We start from the raw sequence: 18,210 nt of genomic DNA, 5'->3' as shown, positions 1-18,210 counted from the left end.
TTTTTTCGGCCACGCGCCGCCTCCCGGCCCGGCGGCGGAGAGTGTGTCCCATGTGCAAGTAATTGTAATAAATGCCACTCGCGACGTCCGGCGCGCTACAATCGCGTGCTTTCGTTCCGGCTCACCGCTTCCATGCTCAACAAGTTTGCCTTCATCCTGGCTTCGGCCGCCCTCCTCACCGTGGCCGGTTGCGGTGGACAGGGCAGCGCCGGCACCGCGCCGGCCGATCCCGCCCCGTCGGGCGGCGATTCGGCCATCATCGATCCGGCCCACCCGCCCGACTGGCTGCGGCTGCACGGCGTGTGCGAGCATCCGCGCACGGGCCGCGCACCCAACGGCGCCTTCTACGACGACAGGCAAGGCACGCTGGCCGACGAGCAGAACTGGCTCACCTCCATCATCGACGCCACCTACCTGTGGTACAAGGAGATCCCCGCCGGCCTGAAGATGGGCGACTATCCCACCCCGATCGCCTGGTTCAACGTGCTCAAGACACCGCGCATCACGGCCAGCGGGCGTCCCAAGGACCGCTTCCATTTCACCTACCCGACGGAGGCATGGAACGCCATGTCCAGCAATGGGGTGGAACTGGGCTACGGCCTGACCTGGCAGCGCAACGCCGATCCATCCCAGCCGCGTACCTGGCTGGCCACCGTGGTCGAACCGGGTTCGCCGGCCGACCTGGCCGGCGTGCGGCGGGGCGATCGCTTGCTGGAGGTCGATGGCGCGGCCATCGCCGACAGCGGCGACAGCGCCGTGGCGGCCCGCCTCAACGCCGGCCTGTTTCCGGCCACGGCCGGCGAGAGCCACCGCCTGCGCTTGCGCCGCGACGGCGCCACGCGCGAGGTCAGCCTGGTGTCGGCCCGCCTCAGCATGCTGCCGGTGCGGGAGGTGAAGGTGATCGAAACGGCCGCCGGCAAGACCGGATATCTGCTGTTCCGGCAGCACAACGGCGTGGCCGAGGCGGCCCTGGTGGACGCCATCGCCACCTTCAAGGCGGCCGGCATCGACGAACTGGTGCTCGACATGCGCTACAACGGCGGCGGCCTGCTGAGCATTGCCAGCGAGCTGGCCTACATGATTGCGGGGCCGGAGGCGACGGCCGGCAAGGTGTTCGAGCGCTCCATCCACAGCGACCATGTCAAGCCGCAGCCACCGCTGGGCTTTTCCGACAAGGCCAGCGGCTATCCGGCGCCGCGGCCGCTCAAGCCGGGCAGCGCGCTGCCTTACCTGGGCCTGAAGCGGGTCACCGTGCTGACCACGGCCGGCACCTGTTCGGCCAGCGAATCGGTGATCAACAGCTTGCGCGGCATCGATGTGGAAGTGAACCTGGTGGGCGACCCCACCTGCGGCAAGCCGTATGCCTTCGTGCCGCTGGAGAACTGCGGCACCACGTATTTCTCGATCCAGTTCCAGGGCGTGAACAACAAGGGCTTTGGCGACTACGCGGACGGCTTCCAGCCCACCTGCCGGGCCGGGGACGACCTGGCGCACGCCTTGGGCGACCCGTCCGAAGGGATGCTGGCGGCGGCGCTGGCGTATGGCGTCAGCGGCATCTGCCCGGTTCATCAGGGCAACCCGGCTGGCGCCATGCAGCTGGTGCGTTCGCCGGTCGAGGAGCTGTCGGTCAACGCCGGCGGCAGGTAAGGGGATGCTGGCCGGCGTACCGTCGCCAGCCAGCCGGGCCGTTCACAGCACGAGGCGGTAGCGCCAGCAGTCCTGCGTGCCCGTGGCCAGCGCCGCGTATGATGGCAACCATGCCTCGCGCCTGAAGCCGGCATGTTGCGCCACCGCCGCGGAGGCTGGATTGGCCACCGAAACGATGGCCACCAGCTGCGCCAGGCCCCGGCCGCGCGCGGTTTCCGCCAGATGGTGCAAGGCCCGCGTAGCCAGTCCCTGGCCCGTCGCCGCTTGCGCGATGCGGTAGCCCACTTCCGCCACGCCGGTCGCTTGATCGATGTCTTTCAGATTGGCCCGCCCGAGAATGCTGCCGTCCGGTGCCGTGATGACGCAGGGATGCAAACTGTCCTGCCGGTAGCCAGCCAGGCAGTCGCCGATATGCCGCTTGATCCCCGCCGGGCTATAGACGGCCGGATCGCGCGCTTCGATGAAGCGCTCGAACCACTGCCGGTTCGCGACTTCAAACGCGAGCAACGCCACATGGTCGTCGTCTCGCAGGGTGCGTATATGGATGCGCATGCTGGTGTGGCTCGCTGTTCAGTTGGTCGGTGCGCCATAGACTACGGCCGGTCGGTCGGGGTGGTCAACCACCTGATGGCCGGCGGCCAGTTGCGCCGCGCGTTGCGCCGCGACGAAGGTGCGCAGCGCCGGGTCGGCGATGTCGAGGATGTCGAACAGGCCCAGCGCCTCCAGTGCCGGCAGCGCGTCGATAATGTCTGCTTGCGCGCTGGCCCGCGCGGCCGGCGCGCTATCGGCCGCCAGCAAGGTACGGGCATTGTGCAGGAAGGCGGCCACCGTTCCCTTGCGGATGGTGACGCCGCCGTAGTCGCGGTGGTTGATGTGCTCTGGCAGTACGTCCTGGGCTTGCATGCTGGGTGCTCCTGTAAAGTGAAACGCGGCCGGCCCCGCGTGGCGGGCCGGCCCATCGCATAGGGCCGGCGTGGGTAACAGCATGCCGGCGCCGCGCTGGCCTGGCTTGCGCGCAAATGCCATAATGTGTCGCATGCACGCCAGTTCCCCGCCCCTGCTCGAACCCGGCAGCGCCGATGCCACGACCGGGCCCCTCGTCATCGTCAGCCTATGTGCCGCCGCCGCGCGCGCCACGCCCATGCACCGCCACGCGCGTGGCCAAGCCATTGGCGCCGTCAGCGGCCTGCTGGCCATCGCCACGCACGGCGAGCGCCTGATCGTCCCGCCCGGCCACGTGCTGTGGATGCCGCCCGGTCATCCTCATGGCCTCAATGCCCACGGCCCGGCCAGCACCTGGAACGCCTACGTGGCGCCCCACGCCTGCACGGCCTTGCCACCGCTGCCGCAGGTGATGGCGGTGTCGGGCCTGTTGCGCGAAGCCGTGGCGCGCGCCGCCGGCTGGAGCGCGCAGTCAACGCTGGTCGAGGCGCAGGCGCGCGTATGCGCCGTTATCCTGGACGAACTCGCCGCCGCGCCGGCCCAGCAACTGGTGCTGCCCATGCCGCGCGAACGGCGCCTGCGGGCCATCGCGCTGGCGCTGGCCGGACAGCCGGCCGACCCGCGCACGCTCACCGAATGGGCCGCCTGGGCCGGCATCGCGCCACGCACGCTCACGCGCCGCTACGCGGCCGAAACGGGACTGGCGTTTTCCGCCTGGCGCCAGCGGGCCCGCCTGTTGCGGGCACTGGAACTGCTGGCGGCCGGGCACGCCGTGACGACGGTGGCGCTGGAACTGGGCTATGACAGTCTGAGCGCCTTCATCGCCATGTTCCGCCGCGTGATGGGCGTCTCGCCAGGGGGCTACGTGGCCAGCCAGGGGCGCATGCCATGAGCGCGCAGGCCGGCGCCTGGCTGGGGCCGGCCCACCCTGCGCTTAGCGCGGTTGCAGCTGGATGAAGCCTGGCGTCGCCGTCGGCGTCGCGCACGGTTCCTCGTCGAACGCGATGTCGCCCAGCGGGTTGGGCATGCCGTCGGCCTTGACGTTGACGAAGTCGTACAGCGCATGGTCCATCAGGTGTGACGGCACCACGGTCGACAGGGCCGAGAAGATGTTCTCCACGCGGCCAGGGTGCTTCTTGTCCCATTCGCGCATCAGCATCTTGATCTGCTTGCGCTGCAGGTTCTCCTGCGAGCCGCACAGGTCGCACGGGATGATGGGGAAGCCCTTCACTTCGGCGTAGCGCGCCGTGTCGGCTTCCTTCACGTAGGCCATGGGGCGGATCACCACGTGCTTGCCATCGTCCGACACCAGCTTGGCCGGCATGCCCTTGAGCTTCCCGCCGAAGAACATGTTGAGGAAGAAGGTCTCGAGGATGTCGTCGCGGTGGTGGCCCAGCGCGATCTTGGTGGCGCCCAGTTCATCGGCCACGCGGTACAGGATGCCGCGCCGCAGCCGCGAGCACAGCGAACAGGTGGTCTTGCCTTCCGGGATCAGGCGCTTGACGATGCTGTAGGTATCCTGGTTCTCGATGTGGAAGGCCACGCCCAGTTCCGTCAGGTAGGCCGGCAGCACCTCGGCCGGGAAGTTGGGCTGCTTCTGGTCCAGGTTGACGGCCACGATGTCGAAGTGGATGGGGGCCCGCTCGCGCAGCGTCATCAGGATGTCGAGCAGGGCGTAGCTGTCCTTGCCGCCGGACAGGCACACCATCACCTTGTCGCCATCCTCGATCATGTTGAAGTCGCCGATGGCCTGGCCCACCAGGCGGCACAGGCGCTTGTGCAGCTTGTTGTTCTCCAGCGCGATCTTGTCGGCCGATTTGCCGCCCTGGGCGGTCTCGTTCAGCACGGCGCTCATACGTTGTCCTTGATCTGGAACACTTCCACGCCCACGCCCTCGCAATCGGGGTACACGTCCGGCTTCATGGTCGACACGCGAGCGGCGCGCACGCGCGGGTGGGCCAGCATGGCGCGCACCACGTCGTCGCACAGGCTCTCCTGCAGGTGCACATGGCCCTGCGCCATGCGGCGCGCGATGGTCTCACGCATGAAGTCGTAATCGACCACTTCTTCCAGCTGGTCGTGGGTGGGGGTGGACAGGGCCAGCGGGATATACAGGTCGACGTTGATCAGCACGCGCTGCTCGCCCTTCTTCTCGAAGTCGTGCACGCCGATGTTGATCAGCACTTCATAATTGCGCAGGAACAGGCGCCGGCAATCGGTCAGGCGCGGATGGGATAGAGCGGACAACATGGTTTACCTTCTTTCGGAAATACGGAATAAACGATATAAATAATATTTAGCCACTGACATGAATCCCGTGCATGCACGGCGCATGGCGCTACTGCGCCAGGAACATCACGTCGCGCGCCAGTGGCATCAGGTGCTGGCCGCCGTCCACCAGCAGCGTGGTGCCGGTCACGGCCCGGGCGCCAGCCGCGTAGACGACGGCGGCGGCGATGTCGTCCGGGGTGCTGGAGCGGCCCAGCGGCGTTTGCTTGTGGGCCTGGACAAAGCCGGCCTCGGTCTGCTCGCCCGACACCATGGTGATGCCGGGCGCCACGCCCACCACCCGCAGCCGGGGCGCCAGTTGCTGGGCCAGCATGGTGGTGGCCGTTTGCAGCGCGGCCTTGGACAGGGTGTAGGACAGGAAGTCGGGGTTGAGATTGTACAGTTTTTGGTCCAGCAGGTTGATCACGGCGCCCTGGCCGCCGTCCGGCGTGGCCGCGTGCAGGGCTTGCGCCAGCAGGATGGGGGCGGCCAGGTTGGCGCGCATGTGGGCCTCCATGCGGGCCACGGTGAAGTCGCTGGCGCTGTCGTAATCGAACAGCGAGGCGTTGTTGACGACGCAGTCGAGCGTGCCCAGCGCGGCCACGGCGCGCGGCACCAGCGCGCGCACGGCCGCCTCGTCGGCCAGGTCGGCCTCCAGCGTGACGGCGCGCCGCCCCAGCGCCGTGATGGCGTCGGCCACTTCGCGCGCCTGCGCTTGGGAGGCGCGGTAATGGACGGCCACGTCCCAGCCGGCCCGCGCCAGCGCCAGCGCGATGGCGCGCCCGATGCGCCGGCCGGCGCCGGTGACGAGCGCCACTGGCGCGGTGGGCGCCGTGGCGGGAGGGCAAGGATGCTGTGAGCTGGTCATGAGTTTTACGCTGAAGTTCTGCACGGAAGTTCCACACTGGCCCGCGGGCCAGAAACCACCAAATACCGCCAACTGGCGCCCGTGCGCGCCGATTCGCTACAATGCGGGAATGTCCCTACCCGCACCTACCCCGGACGCGCTGGCCGCGTCGCACGCCCTGCAGCACCGGATCGCCGCCGACATCGAACGGCACGCCGGCGCCATTTCCTTCGCCCGCTACATGGAGCTGGCCCTGTACGCGCCCGACCTGGGCTACTACAGCGGCGGCGCCGCCAAGCTGGGAAAAGATGGCGATTTTACAACCGCGCCCGAGCTCTCCTCCCTGTTCGGGGCCGCGCTGGCGCAGGTGGCAGCCGCTATTATCGCCCAAAGCGCGCCGCGTATCCTCGAATTTGGGGCCGGCACGGGCAAGCTGGCATATGACGTGCTGACGGAACTGGCCGCCGCCGGCGTGGCCGTGGAGCGCTACGCCATCGTCGATTTGTCCGGAGAATTGCGGGCCCGCCAGCGCGAGACGCTGCGCGAATTCCCCCAGGTCGAGTGGCTCGACACCCTGCCCGAGGCGTGGGATGGGGTGGTGCTGGCCAACGAGGTGCTCGACGCCATGCCCGTGCAACTGGTGCGCAAGACAGCGGCCGGCTGGCGCGAACTGCTGGTGACGGTGGAGGAGGGCCGCTTCGCCTACGTGGAGGCGGCGCCCGACGCGGCGCTGGCGGCCCAGGTGGAACGCCAGATCGTGTCCCATATTGCGCGCCCGGATGAACTGCCCGACGGCTACACGACGGAAGTGCATGGCGCCGCCTGCGGCTTCATGGCCTCGCTGGCGGCCATGCTGGCGCGCGGCGCCGGTGGCGCGGCCATCCTGCTCGACTACGGCTTCCCGGCCCATGAATACTATCTGGGCCAGCGCGAGGCCGGCACGCTGATGTGCCACTACCGCCACCACGCCCATCCGGACCCGTTCTACCATCCTGGCCTGCAGGACATCACGGCCCACGTGGATTTCACGGCCATGGCGCTGGCGGCCCAGGACGGCGGCGCCGACGTGCTGGGCTACATGAACCAGGCCGGGTTCCTGATCGGAGCCGGCATCGGCGAACTGCTGCTGCGCACCGATCCGGCCGACGCGCGCCGCTACCTGCCCCAGGCCAACGCCTTGCAAAAACTGGTGTCGCCGGCCGAGATGGGCGAGTTGTTCAAGGTGCTGGTGGTGGGCCACAACGTGCGCTTGCCGGCCGCCCTGCTGGCCCACGACCGCTGTCACCGCTTGTGATCAGTTTGACCATCACCGGAACAGCCGTCACTTTCTCCTTGAATTCCACGCGATTTCACGCCAAAACTCGGCTATGATGACTGATTCAGCGTGAACACCCGTCGCGGCGCGCTGGTTGAAAACTGAATGGAACGATGGGAAAGATACACACTCACTATGACAACCTGAAAGTGTCGCGCATGGCGCCTCAGGAAGTCATACGTGCCGCCTACAAGGCCTTGAGCCAGAAATATCATCCGGACAAGAATCCCGGCGATGAGAAGGCCGCGCGCATCATGGCCATTCTCAACAGCGCCTATGGCACCCTGTCCGATCCCCAGCGCCGCAAGGAACATGACGAATGGATCGCGGCCGAGGAATGGGAGATCGAGTGGCTGGAAAGCACGCGCCACGAGGATAGCCACGACAGCCGTGGCCGGCCGCGCCACGACGCCCCCCAGCAGGCCTGGGGCGCGGAGGACGAGGAGCCGCGCCTGCCGCGCCGGCGCCGCAACTGGCGCCTGTGGGCTGGCCTGCTGTTGTGCCTGGGGCTGGGCTGGGCGGCCGGCGTGAGCATGGTGGGCACGCCCCAGCTGCTGGCCACCATGCTGGCCTCGGCCTGGGGCGGCAAGGCCGAAGGCGCCGGGGACGACGCCGGCGCCGCGCGCGCGCCGCGCGCGGCCGGCAAGCTGGCCGTGCGGCAGGACGGGCGGGCCGACGCCCGTAACGAGGCCGTCCTTGATAGCTGGGCCGTGGCCCATCCCTATCAGGCCGAGGCGGCCAACAGCCGTCCTTCCCCCATCAAGGTGCTGGCCCTGTCCCAGATCGTGTTGCCCGGTTCGGTGGCCGACTGCGAAGGCGCCACCCCGGCCGCCACCGCCCCCAACGGCGAACCGTGGCCGACCCAGTCCGGTTACGTGGATGGCTTCCCCGTGGCCGCCAAGGGCGATGACATGCAACTGCTGCTCGACAATAGTGACAACGCGTCGGCCGCCTTCATCAAGGTGTACGACATGGAGCGCCATGCCAACGTGCGCTACGTGTTCGTGCTGGCGCACGACAAGCTGATGGTCGACAAGCTGCTGAGCGGCAAGTACGAGATCCGCTACCAGAACATCGACCTGGGCGCCGGCTGCCCGCCGCCCAAGCCCACCACCACGGCCAGCAACTGAGCCAGCGCGGCGTCAGGCGCTGGGCGCGTCGCTCAAGCCCATTTCCGGGCTGGACATGAGCTTGTCGATATCGACCAGGATCAGCATGCGCTCGTCGATCGTGCCCAGTCCTATCATGTAGTCGCTGCTGAAGGCCGTGCCCATCTCGGGCGCCGGCTTGACCTGGTCGGGCGTGAGCGTGGTCACGTCCGACACGGAATCGACCACCATGCCCACCACGCGCCCGCCGATGTTGAGGATGATGACGACCGTGAACTGGTCGTACACCGGTTCGCCGAGCCGGAACTTGATGCGCATGTCCACCACCGGGATGATGATGCCGCGCAGGTTGATCACACCCTTGATGAACTCGGGCGCGTTGGCGATGCGGGTCACGGCTTCGTAGCCGCGGATCTCCTGCACCTTCAGGATGTCGATGCCGTACTCCTCCTTGCCGAGGGTGAAGGCGAGAAATTCGCGCCCGGCGATGTCGTTGCCGGACACGGTGGCCGATGCGGGTTCTTGCATGCTAGGGTCCTTTGCGTCGTGGGGCGGTCCGCGCCGTCGCGGAGCCATGGCCGGCGGGACTGCGCCGCCGGGCTGGTCTTGCTTGCTCGCTGCGGCAAGTCCAACTTGCGCCGCCGCCGTGCAAGAGTAGCAGAGTCGGTGCCGGAATACGAGCGTGGCGGGCCTGCTTTTCGCACTTTGCCGGGCCCCGCCGGCCATGGCGACGGAAGGGGTTGTCACGTTGTCAGAATCTGATTATGCTAGGATCAAGGCGGCACGGAGACCGCCTGCCGGGCGGCACCCGCCCCATGAGGAGACTGTATGACCGATTCCAACGCTGCGGACGAGAACTGGCTGATCGACGAGGACGAGGACGAGACCGCGTCGGCCAGCCCGGGCGCGCCCGACCAGCGGCTGTGGCGCGTGCTGATCGTCGATGACGACGTCGACGTGCATGCCGTGACCAGACTGGCCCTGCGCAACGTCAGCTTCAAGGGCCGCGAGCTGGAACTGTATTCGGCCTACAGCGGCCGCGAAGCGTTCGACATCCTGCGCGACACGCCCGACATCGCGCTGGTGCTGCTGGATGTGGTGATGGAGACCGATGACGCCGGCCTGATCCTGGCGCGCCGCATCCGCGAGGAACTGCATAACAGCATCGTGCGCGTGGTGCTGCGCACGGGCCAGCCGGGCCAGGCGCCCGAGCAGCGCGTGATCATCGAATACGACATCAACGATTACAAGGCCAAGACCGAGCTCACCACGCAAAAGCTGTTTACCACCGTGATCTCGGCGCTGCGCGCGTATGAAAGCCTGAACATGCTCGAGCGCAGCCGCATCGGCCTGGGCAAGATCCTGGCCGGCGCCACCAATCTGTACCAGATCCATTCGCTGCGCGAATTCGCGTCCGGCGTGCTGAACCAGGTGTCGGCCATCCTCGACGTCGGTTCGGACGGCGTGCTGTGCCTGATGCAGGGCGACACCGGCGTCACCACCGTGGTGGCCGCCACGGGCGGCTACGCGGCCTTGAACGATACCGAACTGATGCCCGTCAGCCATCCGCTGTGGCCCACCATCGCCAAGGCCTTCGCGGAAAAGAAAAGCCAGTTCGAGCATCCGGCCAACGTGCTGTTCATCCACACCCAGGAGAACCGCGAGGTGGCCATCTCGGTCACGCCGCCGTGGCCGCTGGCCCAGATCCAGCGCGACTTGCTGGAAGTGTTCTGCCAGCGCATCGCGGCCGCGTTCGACAACCTGTACATGTTCGGCCAGTTGCGCAAGGCCCAGGAAGCGACCGTGGTGGCGCTGGCCGACCTGGCCGAGTTCCGCGACAGCGGCACGGGCGGCCACGTGCGGCGCGTGCAGCAACTGTCGAGCGCACTGGCCCAGCGCCTCAAGGACCGCGGCGTCTACCTCGACGAATTGACCCCGCAGCTGCTCGACATGATCGGCCTGGCCAGCATCCTGCACGACGTGGGCAAGGTGGCCACGCCCGACCACATCCTGCTCAAGCCGGGCCTGCACACGCCCGAGGAGCGGGTGCAGATGCAAAGCCACGCGGATGTGGGACGCACCATCCTGGAACGGGCCGCCAACATGGTCGATGGCGTCAGCTACCTGACCTATGGCGCCGAGATCGCCGGCGCCCACCACGAGCACTTCGACGGCCAGGGTTATCCCAATGGCCTGGCCGGGCGCGCCATTCCCATCTCGGCCCGTATCGTGGCCGTGGTCGACGTGTTCGACTCGCTGCTGCACGAGCGCCCCTACAAGGAACCGTGGCCGCACACGGAAGTGATGAGCTACATCACGGAACGGGCCGGCAAGCAGTTCGACCCGGAAGTGGTGGCCGCCCTCGTCGACCTGATCCACAGCGACCCCACCATCGGCCACACGCCGGACTGAGCCAGGCAGCGCCGCCGTCCTGTGCGGCGCCTGCCTTGTGGTTCAATACTCACAGATCATCACCAAAATCGCTGGCGCGCCGCCGCCGCCGTATATACTGGGGGCCAAGGGCAGGCCCGTCCATGGCGCCTGCCGGCGCGCGCCCCGGTGGCGCCGCCCCGCAGCGGAAAACACGAATCATGAAAGATTTACAAGGCCTCAGTGCGCTCATCATCGAGCCGCACCAGGGCATGCGCGCCAGCCTGCACGGCATGCTGGGCCAGTGCGGCCTGGCGCGCATCGATGACGCGGCCAACGCCAGCCAGGCCATCCGCCTGATGGCGCTCAAGGCCTACGACCTGATCCTGTGCGAATACGACCTCGAGGCTGGCCAGGATGGCCAGCAGATGCTGGAGGACTTGCGCCACCACCGGCTGATGCATCCGGCCACCCTGTTCTTCATGGTGACGGGCGAGGGCGCGTTCGGCAAGGTGGTCAGCGCGGCCGAGCTGGCGCCGGCCGACTACATCCTCAAGCCATTCGCGGCCGACGCCATCCTCGAGCGCGTCGCGCGCGCGCTCGACAAGCGCGCCGTGTTCCTGCCCATCCACGAGCTGATCGATGCGGGCGACCAGGCCGGCGCCATCGCCGCCTGCGTGGCCGGGGCCGAACGCCATCCGCGCTACGGCGTCGATTTCGACCGCCTGCGGGCCGAACTGCACCTGGTGCTGGGCCAGGCGGGCGTGGCCGAGGGCATCTACCGTGCCCTGTACGAGAGCCGTGGTGTGGGCTGGGCCCGGCTGGGCCAGGCCAAGACCCTGTTCCTGCGCGGGCGCTACGGGGAAGCGCAAACCATGCTCGAGCAGTTGCTGGCCCAGTATCCCCGTTTTCTCGACGCCTATGACTGGCTGGCCCGCGTGCACGAGGCGCAAGGCGGCCTGCCCGGTTCGCAAGCCGTGCTGGCCGAGGCGGTGGCCTTGTCGCCGCACGCCGTGCGCCGCCTGCGCCGGCTGGGCGAGGTGGCGTTCGAGGCCGGCGACGTGGACGCGGCCGAACAGGCGTTCCGCCAGGTGGTGGCCAAGTCGCGCTATTCCGAGTTCCGTGACCCGCAAGACCATACCCGGCTGGTGCAGGCGCTGCTGCGCCAGGGCGACCCGGTGCAGGCGGCCACCGTGATCCGCGACCTCGACAAGGCCATGACGGGCCAGCGCAACGGCGTGGCCTGCGGCGCCATCGCGGCCGTCATGCTGCACGACTACACGGGCAATGACATGCGGCTGCAGCAGTCGCTGGACCAGGCGCTGGCCGGCTGCCGCATCGCCCAGGGCCTGGCGCCCGAGCTCAAGCTGGAACTGGCCCGCACCTGCCTGGCCCACGGCCGCGCGCGCCAGGGCGCCGAGCTGGTGCGCGAAGTGATGCGCAACGCCGCCGGCCCGGCCGGGGTCGACAAGGCCAGCGCCATGCTGGTGCAGGCCGGCCATGGCGCGCTGGCCGAGCGGCTGGCCCAGGAAAGCCGGCAGGAGGTGGGCGACATGGTGGCCCACGGCGCGGCGCTGGCCAAGCATGGCGACTACCGGGGCGCGGTGGAACTGATGCTGGAGGCGGTGGCCAAGCTGCCCGACAATCCGCACGTGGTGTTCAACGCGGCCGTGGCCGTGCTCAAGTGCCTGGAGCACACGGGCTGGGATGACCGCCTGGGCCAGTACGCGCTCAAGCTGATCGCCGCCGTGCGCCGGCTCGATCCGCTCAACGCCAAGCTCGACGCGCTGGCCGCCCTGCACCAGCAGATTTTGAAGAAATACAACATCCGCGCCGCGCGCTGGAACGACACCGCGAAAGTGGCGCTGCTCTAGCCATGGGCGGCGCTACAATGGCTGTTATCGCAGAGACACAGATGGAACCCCTATGGAACATGCACCCATGCATGACGCGTCCGGCGCACCGCGCCCCGTGCGCGGCCTGTTGCTGAAAAAGTTATGCAGCGACGAGGGCATGTTCGCGCTGGGCGCCTCGGTGGCGCGCGTGGTGCAGCTGGTCGACTCGGACGACCAGGGTACCCACAGCCTGGCCTATTACGTGCTGTCGGACGTGGCGCTGACCCAGAAGATCCTGCGCCTGGCCAACACGCCGGCCTACCGCACGGCCGGCGGCACCCCCGTCACGACCATTTCGCGCGCCATTTCCCTGCTCGGTTTCGACAACGTCAAGACCACGGCGCTGGCCATGCTGCTGGTCGATACGCTGGCCAACAGCAAGCACGCGCAGGCCGTGCGGGTGGAGCTGGAAGCGGCCCTGTGCGCCAGCCTGGTGGGGCGCGAGATGGCCCGCCTGTCGGCCTACCAGGGCGCCGAGGAAGCGTCGATCGGCGCCCTGTTCAAGAACATCGGTCCGCTGGTGATCGCTTCGCAGGAGCACGAGCGCTTCCGCGAGATTGCCGCGCTGATGGCCGGTGGCAAGCACACCCAGGCCCAGGCCTCGCAAATGATTTTGGGCAGCACCTACGACACCTTGTCGGCCGCCATCCTGCATGAATGGAAGATCCCGGACGTGATCGTGCGCGCCCTGAGCGCGCTGCCGCCGGGCAAACAGAAGCCGGCCCTGAACCGCCAGGAATGGGTGCGCCAGGTGGTGTCGTTCAGCATCGACGCGGCCCGCCTGCTGGCCCGCAAGCAGGGCCCGTCCGACCCGGACGGCCTGGCCCTGGAGCAGCGCTACGGCGTGGCCCTGAACCTGGACCAGGAGCGCTTGCAGCAGATCTTCGCCACCGTGCGGCGCGACATGGCGGCCCTGCTCGACAGCATGCAGCTGGGGCCGCAGACGGAAGTGGAGGAACCCACGGCCGACGGCTTGCCCAACGTGCTGCTGCTGGCCACCATGAACGGCGACAGCCGCGAACAGGAAGGCGTGCATCCGAGCGGCAAGCCATTCAACGCGCGCGAGCTGTTGCTGGCCGGGGTGCAGGAAGTGACGCAGATCCGCGCCACGCCGCACAGCAAGGCCAACGAGGTGATCCAGGCCGTGCTGGAAACGCTGTACCGCAGCATGGGTTTCCGCTTCGCCACCGTGGTGCTCAAGGATGTGCGCAGCGGCCAGTACCGGGCCCGCATCGCGCTGGGCGAGCAGTACGCGGCGCGCCAGGCCGGCTTCGTGTTCCCGCTGCCGTCCGATGGCAGCCTGTTCCACCTGGCCATGGAGAACGACGCCGACCTCATGATCGCCGACGCCAGCGCGCCCAAGATCCGCGACCTGCTGCCCGCCTGGCACCGGACCTTGCTGCCGGACGCGCGCAGCTTCATCGTGCTGCCGCTGGTGGTGCAGGGCACGCCACTGGGCCTGTTCTACGCGGACCGCGCCCAGCCGGCGCCGGAGGGCGTGCCGCCGGACGAGGCCTCGCTGATCCGCGCGCTCAAGGGGCAGGTGCTGGTGGCCCTCACGCCTGGCAACGGCTGACTGACTGCGCGGCGGCAGTCGCAGGCTTCAGCCGGCCAGTTCCGCCGGCGCCTGCAGCAGCGCCTCGAACTGCGCGGCCGGCATGGGCCGCGCGAACAGATAGCCTTGTCCTTCCTCGCACTGCTTGGCGCGCAGGAAGTCGCGCTGGGCCGCCGTCTCCACCCCTTCGGCCACCACGCTCAAGCCCAGCGAATGGGCCAGCGCGATGGTGGCGGCCACGATCACGGCATCGTTCGGGTCGCTCTCGATATCCTTGACGAAGCCGCGGTCGATCTTGATGCGGTCGATCTCGAACAGCTTCAGGTAGCTCAGCGAGGAATAGCCGGTGCCGAAGTCGTCGATCGCCACCTTGCAGCCGCGCGCGCGCAGTTCGCGCAACAGCTTGCGGCTGCGCTCGGGGTCCTGCATGGCGGCCGATTCCGTGATCTCCAGTTCCAGCAGCGCCGGGTCCAGGCCGTGCTCGGCCAGCAGCCGGTCCAGCTGCGGCAGCAGGCCAGCGCCGTGGCACTGGCGGGCCGACAGGTTGACGGCCAGCCGCAAGTGGCCCAGGCCGCGCGCGCGCCAGCCGGCCAGCAGCGTGGCCGCCTGCTGCAGCACCCATTCGCCCAGCGGCAGGATCAGGCCCGATTCCTCGGCGATGGGGATGAAGCGGTCCGGCCCCACCAGGCCCAGCTCCGGATGGTGCCAGCGCAGCAGCGCCTCGGCGCCGATGATGGCCTGGTCGGCCAGCCGCACTTGCGGTTGCAGATACAGTTCGAACTCGTGCTGCTCCAGTGCCAGCCACAGCCGGTTTTCCAGCATCAGCCGCTCATGGGTGGCCACGTTCATGGCGGCCGAGAAGAACTGGAAGATGCCCCGGCCCTGGCTCTTGGCCGCGTACATGGCCGTGTCGGCGTGGCGCAGCAGGGTACTGGCGTCGGCGCCGTCGCCGGGGAACATGGCCACCCCGACGCTGGCGCCGGTGTGCACGGTCTTGCCGTCCAGCTGGTAGGGTGCGCCCAGCGCCTCGACGATGCGCACGGCGATCGTGCTGGCCTCGTCCGGGGTCACGTTGCCGGAAGTGACGACGATGAATTCGTCGCCACCCAGGCGGGCGATGGTGTCCACTTCGCGCAGCAGCTCCTGCAGCCGCTGGGCCACGGCCTGCAGCAGCAGGTCGCCGGTCTGGTGGCCGTGGGTGTCGTTGATTTTCTTGAAGTGGTCGAGGTCGATGAACAGCACGGCCGCCGTGCCGTTGGCGCGCCGGGTCTGGGCCAGCAACTGTTCCAGCCGCAGGTTCAGCGACAGCCGGTTGTCCAGTCCCGTCAGCGGATCGTGGTGGGCCAGCCGGTGGATGCGCTCCCGGGAGCGGTGCTGCTCCGTCAGGTCGTGCAGGATGGCCACGAACAGGTGTTCGTCGGGCAGCTCCACCTCGCTCACGGACACGGCCAGCGGGAAGCTCTGGCCGTCGCTGCGCGCGCCCGTCAGCTCGTGGGCGTGGCTGTCGCTGGCGGCGATGCGGCGCAGCACGCTGGCCGCCTGGTCCGGCGCCGCGCCGCCGTCCTGCGGCAGCAGCCGCGCCAGCGGCAGGCCCGGCATCTGCTCGGGCAGGTAGCCGAACAGGCGGCCGGCCGCGCCGTTGGCCGACATCAGGCGGCCGTCGCCGCCGATGGTGAGGATGGCGTCGGCGGCCTTGTCGAGGATCGCTTGCAGGCGCGCCTCGCGCTCGCGCAGGCGCGCCGTGCTGTCCTTGACCTGGGCCTGGATGCGGGCCCGTTCGCCGCTGATGAGCAGCATCAGCGCGCCCAGCAGGCCGGTCAGCACCAGCCCGCCCGTCAGCACGATCCAGCTTTGCCAGCCCCGTTGCGCCAGCAGGTAGCCGGGCGTGGGCGCCAGCGTCAGCACGAAGATGCGGCCGCCGAAGTGCAGCTGGCGCTGGAAGTCGCTGGCCCGGACCGGGCGGCCCAGGCTATCGCGCACCACGTGCAGCGGGCCGTTGTCGTCCGTGTCCTCGAAGCGCACCAGGAAGGCGGGGAAGTCGATCTGGCGCAGCGCGTGGTCGAGGTAGGCGTCCATCTGCAGCCCGATCAGCAACATGCCCAGCGCCCGGTGGCGATCGTTGGCCGCATAGGTGGCCTGCAGCAGCAGCATGCCGCGCAGCGCGCCCTCGCGGTGCAGCAGCAGGGGCGCGCTGGCCGTCGGCTGGCCGGACTGCAAGGCCCGCTCCACGGCCTGGGCCCGGGTCGCTTCGGACAGGAAATCCAGGCCCTGGAAGCGGCGGCTGGCGGGTGGCTCGATGAAGGTGGCGGCCACGTAGCGCGCGCGCACCGCGGCCGGGTGCAACTGGTCGTCCGGCCCCGCCTCGCTCACGGCGAAGCCGGGGCCCAGGTGGCGCTGGCCCCACGCCTCGAACGCGGGCCGCTGTTCCTGGGTGAGCGGTTGCAGCCAGGCCAGCGACAGCAGCTCGGGGCGCTGGTCCAGGTAGCCGTTGGCCAGGTTGCTGAAGTCGTCGGCGCTGAGCACGCGCTGGGGGTCGTTGAGGGCCTTGGCCATGGCGAACAGGAAGCGCTCGTGTTCGCTGAACTGGGCTTGCAGCAAGTCGCCCATCTGCTGCGCCTTGAGCCGGAACGCTTGCAGCTGCTGGTTCGATTCCCAGCGCGCCGCCTGCACGTAGATGCCGACGAAGGCGGCCATGGCCAGCAGCAGCGGCAAGCCCACCAGGGCGCGCCGGCGCCACCACAGCGTGCGCGGGCGGCCGATGACGATCCACGCCAGCGGCGCGCCCAGCAGCATGCCGATGGTGTCGCCTATCCACCAGGTGACCCAGTCGGCGGGCAGCCGCGCCCACTGCTCCATGCCGGCCAGCGCCATGCCGGTCAGCGCCACCGTGCTGCTGACCAGCGTGACGCCGGGGGCCAGCAGCAGGAAGCGGCCCACGTCGCGCCCGGAACCGAGGCTGGTCTCCACGTGGCGCCGGAACAGCCAGTTGCCCAGCGTGGCTTGCAGCACGGCGCCCAGCGCGCCCATCAACGCGCCCGTGACGGCCGTGGCCGTGATGCCCCCGGGGCTCAGGGAAGGGTAGAACAGGTCGACCGCCAGCGCGCCCACGGCGATGCCGGGCAACAGGCGCAAGCCGCCGCTGACGCAGGCGGCCAGCGCCAGGCCGGCCGGCAGGAACAGGGGCGAGGCATAGCTGGGCGGCTGGGCCAGCAGCAGGCCCGCGCGGCCCACGGCGAAGTACAAGGCAGCCAGCGCCAGGTTGGCCAGCAGCGTGGTGCGCCAGTGGTACCGGCCGTGCCGGCCGCCGCTACGATGGTTCAACGCGGATGCTCCTGTGGAGGTGGGGTACAGCGGTCGATTGTATAAGAAAATGGAAAACGTAAAAACAACACTTGCACATTCGCAGTTGGCCCTATACAATTTCGCCCCGAAGCAGACGAATCATCGCTGCAGCAGAAAATAACTGCTGAAGATGATTGACAAGTCGACGTAGTTGCTTCATACTCTGCGGTTCCTCGCGGAGGGGTGGCCGAGTGGTTAAAGGCGACAGACTGTAAATCTGTTCTCTATGAGTACGCTGGTTCGAATCCAGCCCCCTCCACCAAGTTGTTGCAGGACGACTGAGTGGCAATGAAGATGTGAACGAAACCTCGCGGGTGTAGCTCAATGGTAGAGCTGAAGCCTTCCAAGCTTATGACGAGGGTTCGATTCCCTTCACCCGCTCCAGCATGACGCGGCATAAATAGTGTGTCGCAACAATAAGCCCTTGTAGCTCAGTGGTAGAGCACTCCCTTGGTAAGGGAGAGGCCACGTGTTCAATCCACGTCAAGGGCACCAGAATTCGCGGTATTCGTAGCAATACGGCAGTATAAGTAGCACTATCATTGACAGTCGGGCGCGAGCCCTGGCAATCACACCAAATCGTTAGGAGTCTAAAATGGCAAAAGAGAAATTCGAGCGGACCAAGCCGCACGTCAACGTCGGCACCATTGGTCACGTTGACCACGGCAAGACCACCCTGACCGCTGCGATCGCAACCGTACTGTCGAAGAAATTCGGCGGCGAAGCTAAAGCCTACGACCAGATCGACGCTGCGCCTGAAGAAAAAGCACGCGGCATCACCATCAACACCGCGCACGTCGAGTACGAAACGGCTACCCGTCACTACGCGCACGTTGACTGCCCAGGCCACGCCGACTACATCAAGAACATGATTACCGGTGCGGCCCAGATGGACGGCGCGATCCTGGTGTGCTCGGCCG

Annotated in this window: 14 protein-coding genes, 3 tRNA genes and 1 pseudogene; 11 read left to right on the top strand and 7 right to left on the bottom strand. The window is 68.2% G+C overall.

The genetic code is table 11. The features are described 5' to 3' along the window. Nucleotides 1-132: 132 nt before the first annotated feature. Complete coding sequence (locus tag H3H36_RS21835) at nucleotides 133-1,647, top strand: S41 family peptidase (protein WP_182220191.1); 1,515 nt, start codon at nucleotides 133-135, stop codon at nucleotides 1,645-1,647. A 42-nt stretch (nucleotides 1,648-1,689) separates the two neighbouring features. On the opposite strand, the gene H3H36_RS21830 is transcribed toward H3H36_RS21835, so the two are convergent. Next, entirely contained in the window at nucleotides 1,690-2,199 is a 510-nt protein-coding gene (locus tag H3H36_RS21830; protein WP_182220190.1) for a GNAT family N-acetyltransferase, read from the bottom strand. Between the two features lie 102 nt (nucleotides 2,200-2,301). Then, nucleotides 2,302-2,550 (bottom strand): annotated as a pseudogene (locus H3H36_RS21825) (hypothetical protein); the annotation flags it as partial. Between the two features lie 133 nt (nucleotides 2,551-2,683). Here H3H36_RS21825 and H3H36_RS21820 point away from each other — a divergent pair. Then, the gene (locus H3H36_RS21820; protein WP_229220044.1) at nucleotides 2,684-3,481 is read left to right on the top strand and encodes an AraC family transcriptional regulator; all 798 of its coding nucleotides are present in this window, start codon (nucleotides 2,684-2,686) and stop codon (nucleotides 3,479-3,481) included. 42 nt (nucleotides 3,482-3,523) lie between these two features. Here the strand turns inward: H3H36_RS21820 and ttcA are convergent, their stop codons facing one another. The 3 genes from ttcA to H3H36_RS21805 all read right to left on the bottom strand — a co-directional run bounded on the left by ttcA (nucleotide 3,524) and on the right by H3H36_RS21805 (nucleotide 5,725). Continuing rightward, entirely contained in the window at nucleotides 3,524-4,444 is a 921-nt protein-coding gene (ttcA, locus tag H3H36_RS21815) for a tRNA 2-thiocytidine(32) synthetase TtcA (protein ID WP_182220188.1), read from the bottom strand. Further along, the gene (locus H3H36_RS21810; protein WP_182151429.1) at nucleotides 4,441-4,839 is read right to left on the bottom strand and encodes a dihydroneopterin aldolase; all 399 of its coding nucleotides are present in this window, start codon (nucleotides 4,837-4,839) and stop codon (nucleotides 4,441-4,443) included. The genes ttcA and H3H36_RS21810 overlap by 4 nt, the downstream gene beginning before the upstream one ends. Nucleotides 4,840-4,927: 88 nt before the next feature. Then, complete coding sequence (locus tag H3H36_RS21805) at nucleotides 4,928-5,725, bottom strand: SDR family oxidoreductase (RefSeq protein ID WP_182220187.1); 798 nt, start codon at nucleotides 5,723-5,725, stop codon at nucleotides 4,928-4,930. Nucleotides 5,726-5,834: 109 nt separating this feature from the next. Between H3H36_RS21805 and H3H36_RS21800 the strand changes: the two genes are divergently transcribed. Continuing rightward, nucleotides 5,835-6,998 carry a class I SAM-dependent methyltransferase gene (locus H3H36_RS21800; RefSeq protein WP_182220186.1) on the top strand — a complete coding sequence of 388 codons (1,164 nt, stop codon included), beginning with the start codon at nucleotides 5,835-5,837 and terminating at the stop codon, nucleotides 6,996-6,998. Nucleotides 6,999-7,132: 134 nt separating this feature from the next. Further along, nucleotides 7,133-8,149, top strand: a complete 1,017-nt coding sequence (locus tag H3H36_RS21795) for a J domain-containing protein (RefSeq protein WP_182220185.1) — start codon at nucleotides 7,133-7,135, stop codon at nucleotides 8,147-8,149. A gap of 12 nt (nucleotides 8,150-8,161) precedes the next feature. Here H3H36_RS21795 and H3H36_RS21790 read toward each other — a convergent pair whose 3' ends face one another. Next, nucleotides 8,162-8,656 carry a chemotaxis protein CheW gene (locus H3H36_RS21790; RefSeq protein WP_182220184.1) on the bottom strand — a complete coding sequence of 165 codons (495 nt, stop codon included), beginning with the start codon at nucleotides 8,654-8,656 and terminating at the stop codon, nucleotides 8,162-8,164. A gap of 300 nt (nucleotides 8,657-8,956) precedes the next feature. On the opposite strand from H3H36_RS21790, the gene H3H36_RS21785 reads away from it, so the two are divergent. The 3 genes from H3H36_RS21785 (at nucleotide 8,957) to H3H36_RS21775 (ending at nucleotide 13,969) form a co-directional block, all read left to right on the top strand. Next, nucleotides 8,957-10,540 (top strand): DUF3369 domain-containing protein, encoded by a 1,584-nt coding sequence (locus H3H36_RS21785; protein WP_182220183.1) that lies wholly within the window; start codon nucleotides 8,957-8,959, stop codon nucleotides 10,538-10,540. A 179-nt stretch (nucleotides 10,541-10,719) separates the two neighbouring features. Beyond that, the gene (locus H3H36_RS21780; RefSeq protein WP_182220182.1) at nucleotides 10,720-12,372 is read left to right on the top strand and encodes a tetratricopeptide repeat-containing response regulator; all 1,653 of its coding nucleotides are present in this window, start codon (nucleotides 10,720-10,722) and stop codon (nucleotides 12,370-12,372) included. Nucleotides 12,373-12,424: 52 nt separating this feature from the next. Continuing rightward, nucleotides 12,425-13,969: an HDOD domain-containing protein gene (locus H3H36_RS21775; RefSeq protein ID WP_229220043.1), complete on the top strand. Its 1,545-nt coding sequence runs from the start codon at nucleotides 12,425-12,427 to the stop codon at nucleotides 13,967-13,969. A 27-nt stretch (nucleotides 13,970-13,996) separates the two neighbouring features. Here H3H36_RS21775 and H3H36_RS21770 read toward each other — a convergent pair whose 3' ends face one another. Then, nucleotides 13,997-17,269, bottom strand: a complete 3,273-nt coding sequence (locus H3H36_RS21770; protein WP_182220181.1) for an EAL domain-containing protein — start codon at nucleotides 17,267-17,269, stop codon at nucleotides 13,997-13,999. A 198-nt stretch (nucleotides 17,270-17,467) separates the two neighbouring features. On the opposite strand from H3H36_RS21770, the gene H3H36_RS21765 reads away from it, so the two are divergent. From H3H36_RS21765 to H3H36_RS21750, 4 genes are all read left to right on the top strand, one after another. After that, a tRNA-Tyr gene (locus H3H36_RS21765) sits at nucleotides 17,468-17,552 on the top strand. A gap of 48 nt (nucleotides 17,553-17,600) precedes the next feature. Further along, a tRNA-Gly gene (locus H3H36_RS21760) sits at nucleotides 17,601-17,674 on the top strand. Nucleotides 17,675-17,710: 36 nt separating this feature from the next. Further along, nucleotides 17,711-17,785 (top strand) — tRNA-Thr (locus H3H36_RS21755). Nucleotides 17,786-17,885: 100 nt separating this feature from the next. After that, nucleotides 17,886-18,210, top strand: a 325-nt coding sequence (locus tag H3H36_RS21750; RefSeq protein ID WP_229220042.1) for a GTP-binding protein, incomplete at its 3' end; no start/stop codon positions are given.

The organism is Rugamonas fusca, assembly GCF_014042365.1.
GTDB classification, from domain to species: domain Bacteria; phylum Pseudomonadota; class Gammaproteobacteria; order Burkholderiales; family Burkholderiaceae_D; genus Rugamonas; species Rugamonas fusca.
The sequence above is the reverse complement of the archived record's forward strand: the minus strand, read 5'-3'. Positions and strand labels throughout refer to the sequence as shown.

Bases quoted from the DNA above. Each gene is read 5' to 3' on its own strand.
- H3H36_RS21835 (WP_182220191.1), top strand. From the start codon at position 133: ATGCTCAACAAGTTTGCCTTCATCCTGGCTTCGGCCGCCCTCCTCACC.
- H3H36_RS21830 (WP_182220190.1), bottom strand. From the start codon at position 2,199: ATGCGCATCCATATACGCACCCTGCGAGACGACGACCATGTGGCGTTG.
- H3H36_RS21820 (WP_229220044.1), top strand. From the start codon at position 2,684: ATGCACGCCAGTTCCCCGCCCCTGCTCGAACCCGGCAGCGCCGATGCC.
- ttcA (WP_182220188.1), bottom strand. From the start codon at position 4,444: ATGAGCGCCGTGCTGAACGAGACCGCCCAGGGCGGCAAATCGGCCGAC.
- H3H36_RS21810 (WP_182151429.1), bottom strand. From the start codon at position 4,839: ATGTTGTCCGCTCTATCCCATCCGCGCCTGACCGATTGCCGGCGCCTG.
- H3H36_RS21805 (WP_182220187.1), bottom strand. From the start codon at position 5,725: ATGACCAGCTCACAGCATCCTTGCCCTCCCGCCACGGCGCCCACCGCG.
- H3H36_RS21800 (WP_182220186.1), top strand. From the start codon at position 5,835: ATGTCCCTACCCGCACCTACCCCGGACGCGCTGGCCGCGTCGCACGCC.
- H3H36_RS21795 (WP_182220185.1), top strand. From the start codon at position 7,133: ATGGGAAAGATACACACTCACTATGACAACCTGAAAGTGTCGCGCATG.
- H3H36_RS21790 (WP_182220184.1), bottom strand. From the start codon at position 8,656: ATGCAAGAACCCGCATCGGCCACCGTGTCCGGCAACGACATCGCCGGG.
- H3H36_RS21785 (WP_182220183.1), top strand. From the start codon at position 8,957: ATGACCGATTCCAACGCTGCGGACGAGAACTGGCTGATCGACGAGGAC.
- H3H36_RS21780 (WP_182220182.1), top strand. From the start codon at position 10,720: ATGAAAGATTTACAAGGCCTCAGTGCGCTCATCATCGAGCCGCACCAG.
- H3H36_RS21775 (WP_229220043.1), top strand. From the start codon at position 12,425: ATGGAACATGCACCCATGCATGACGCGTCCGGCGCACCGCGCCCCGTG.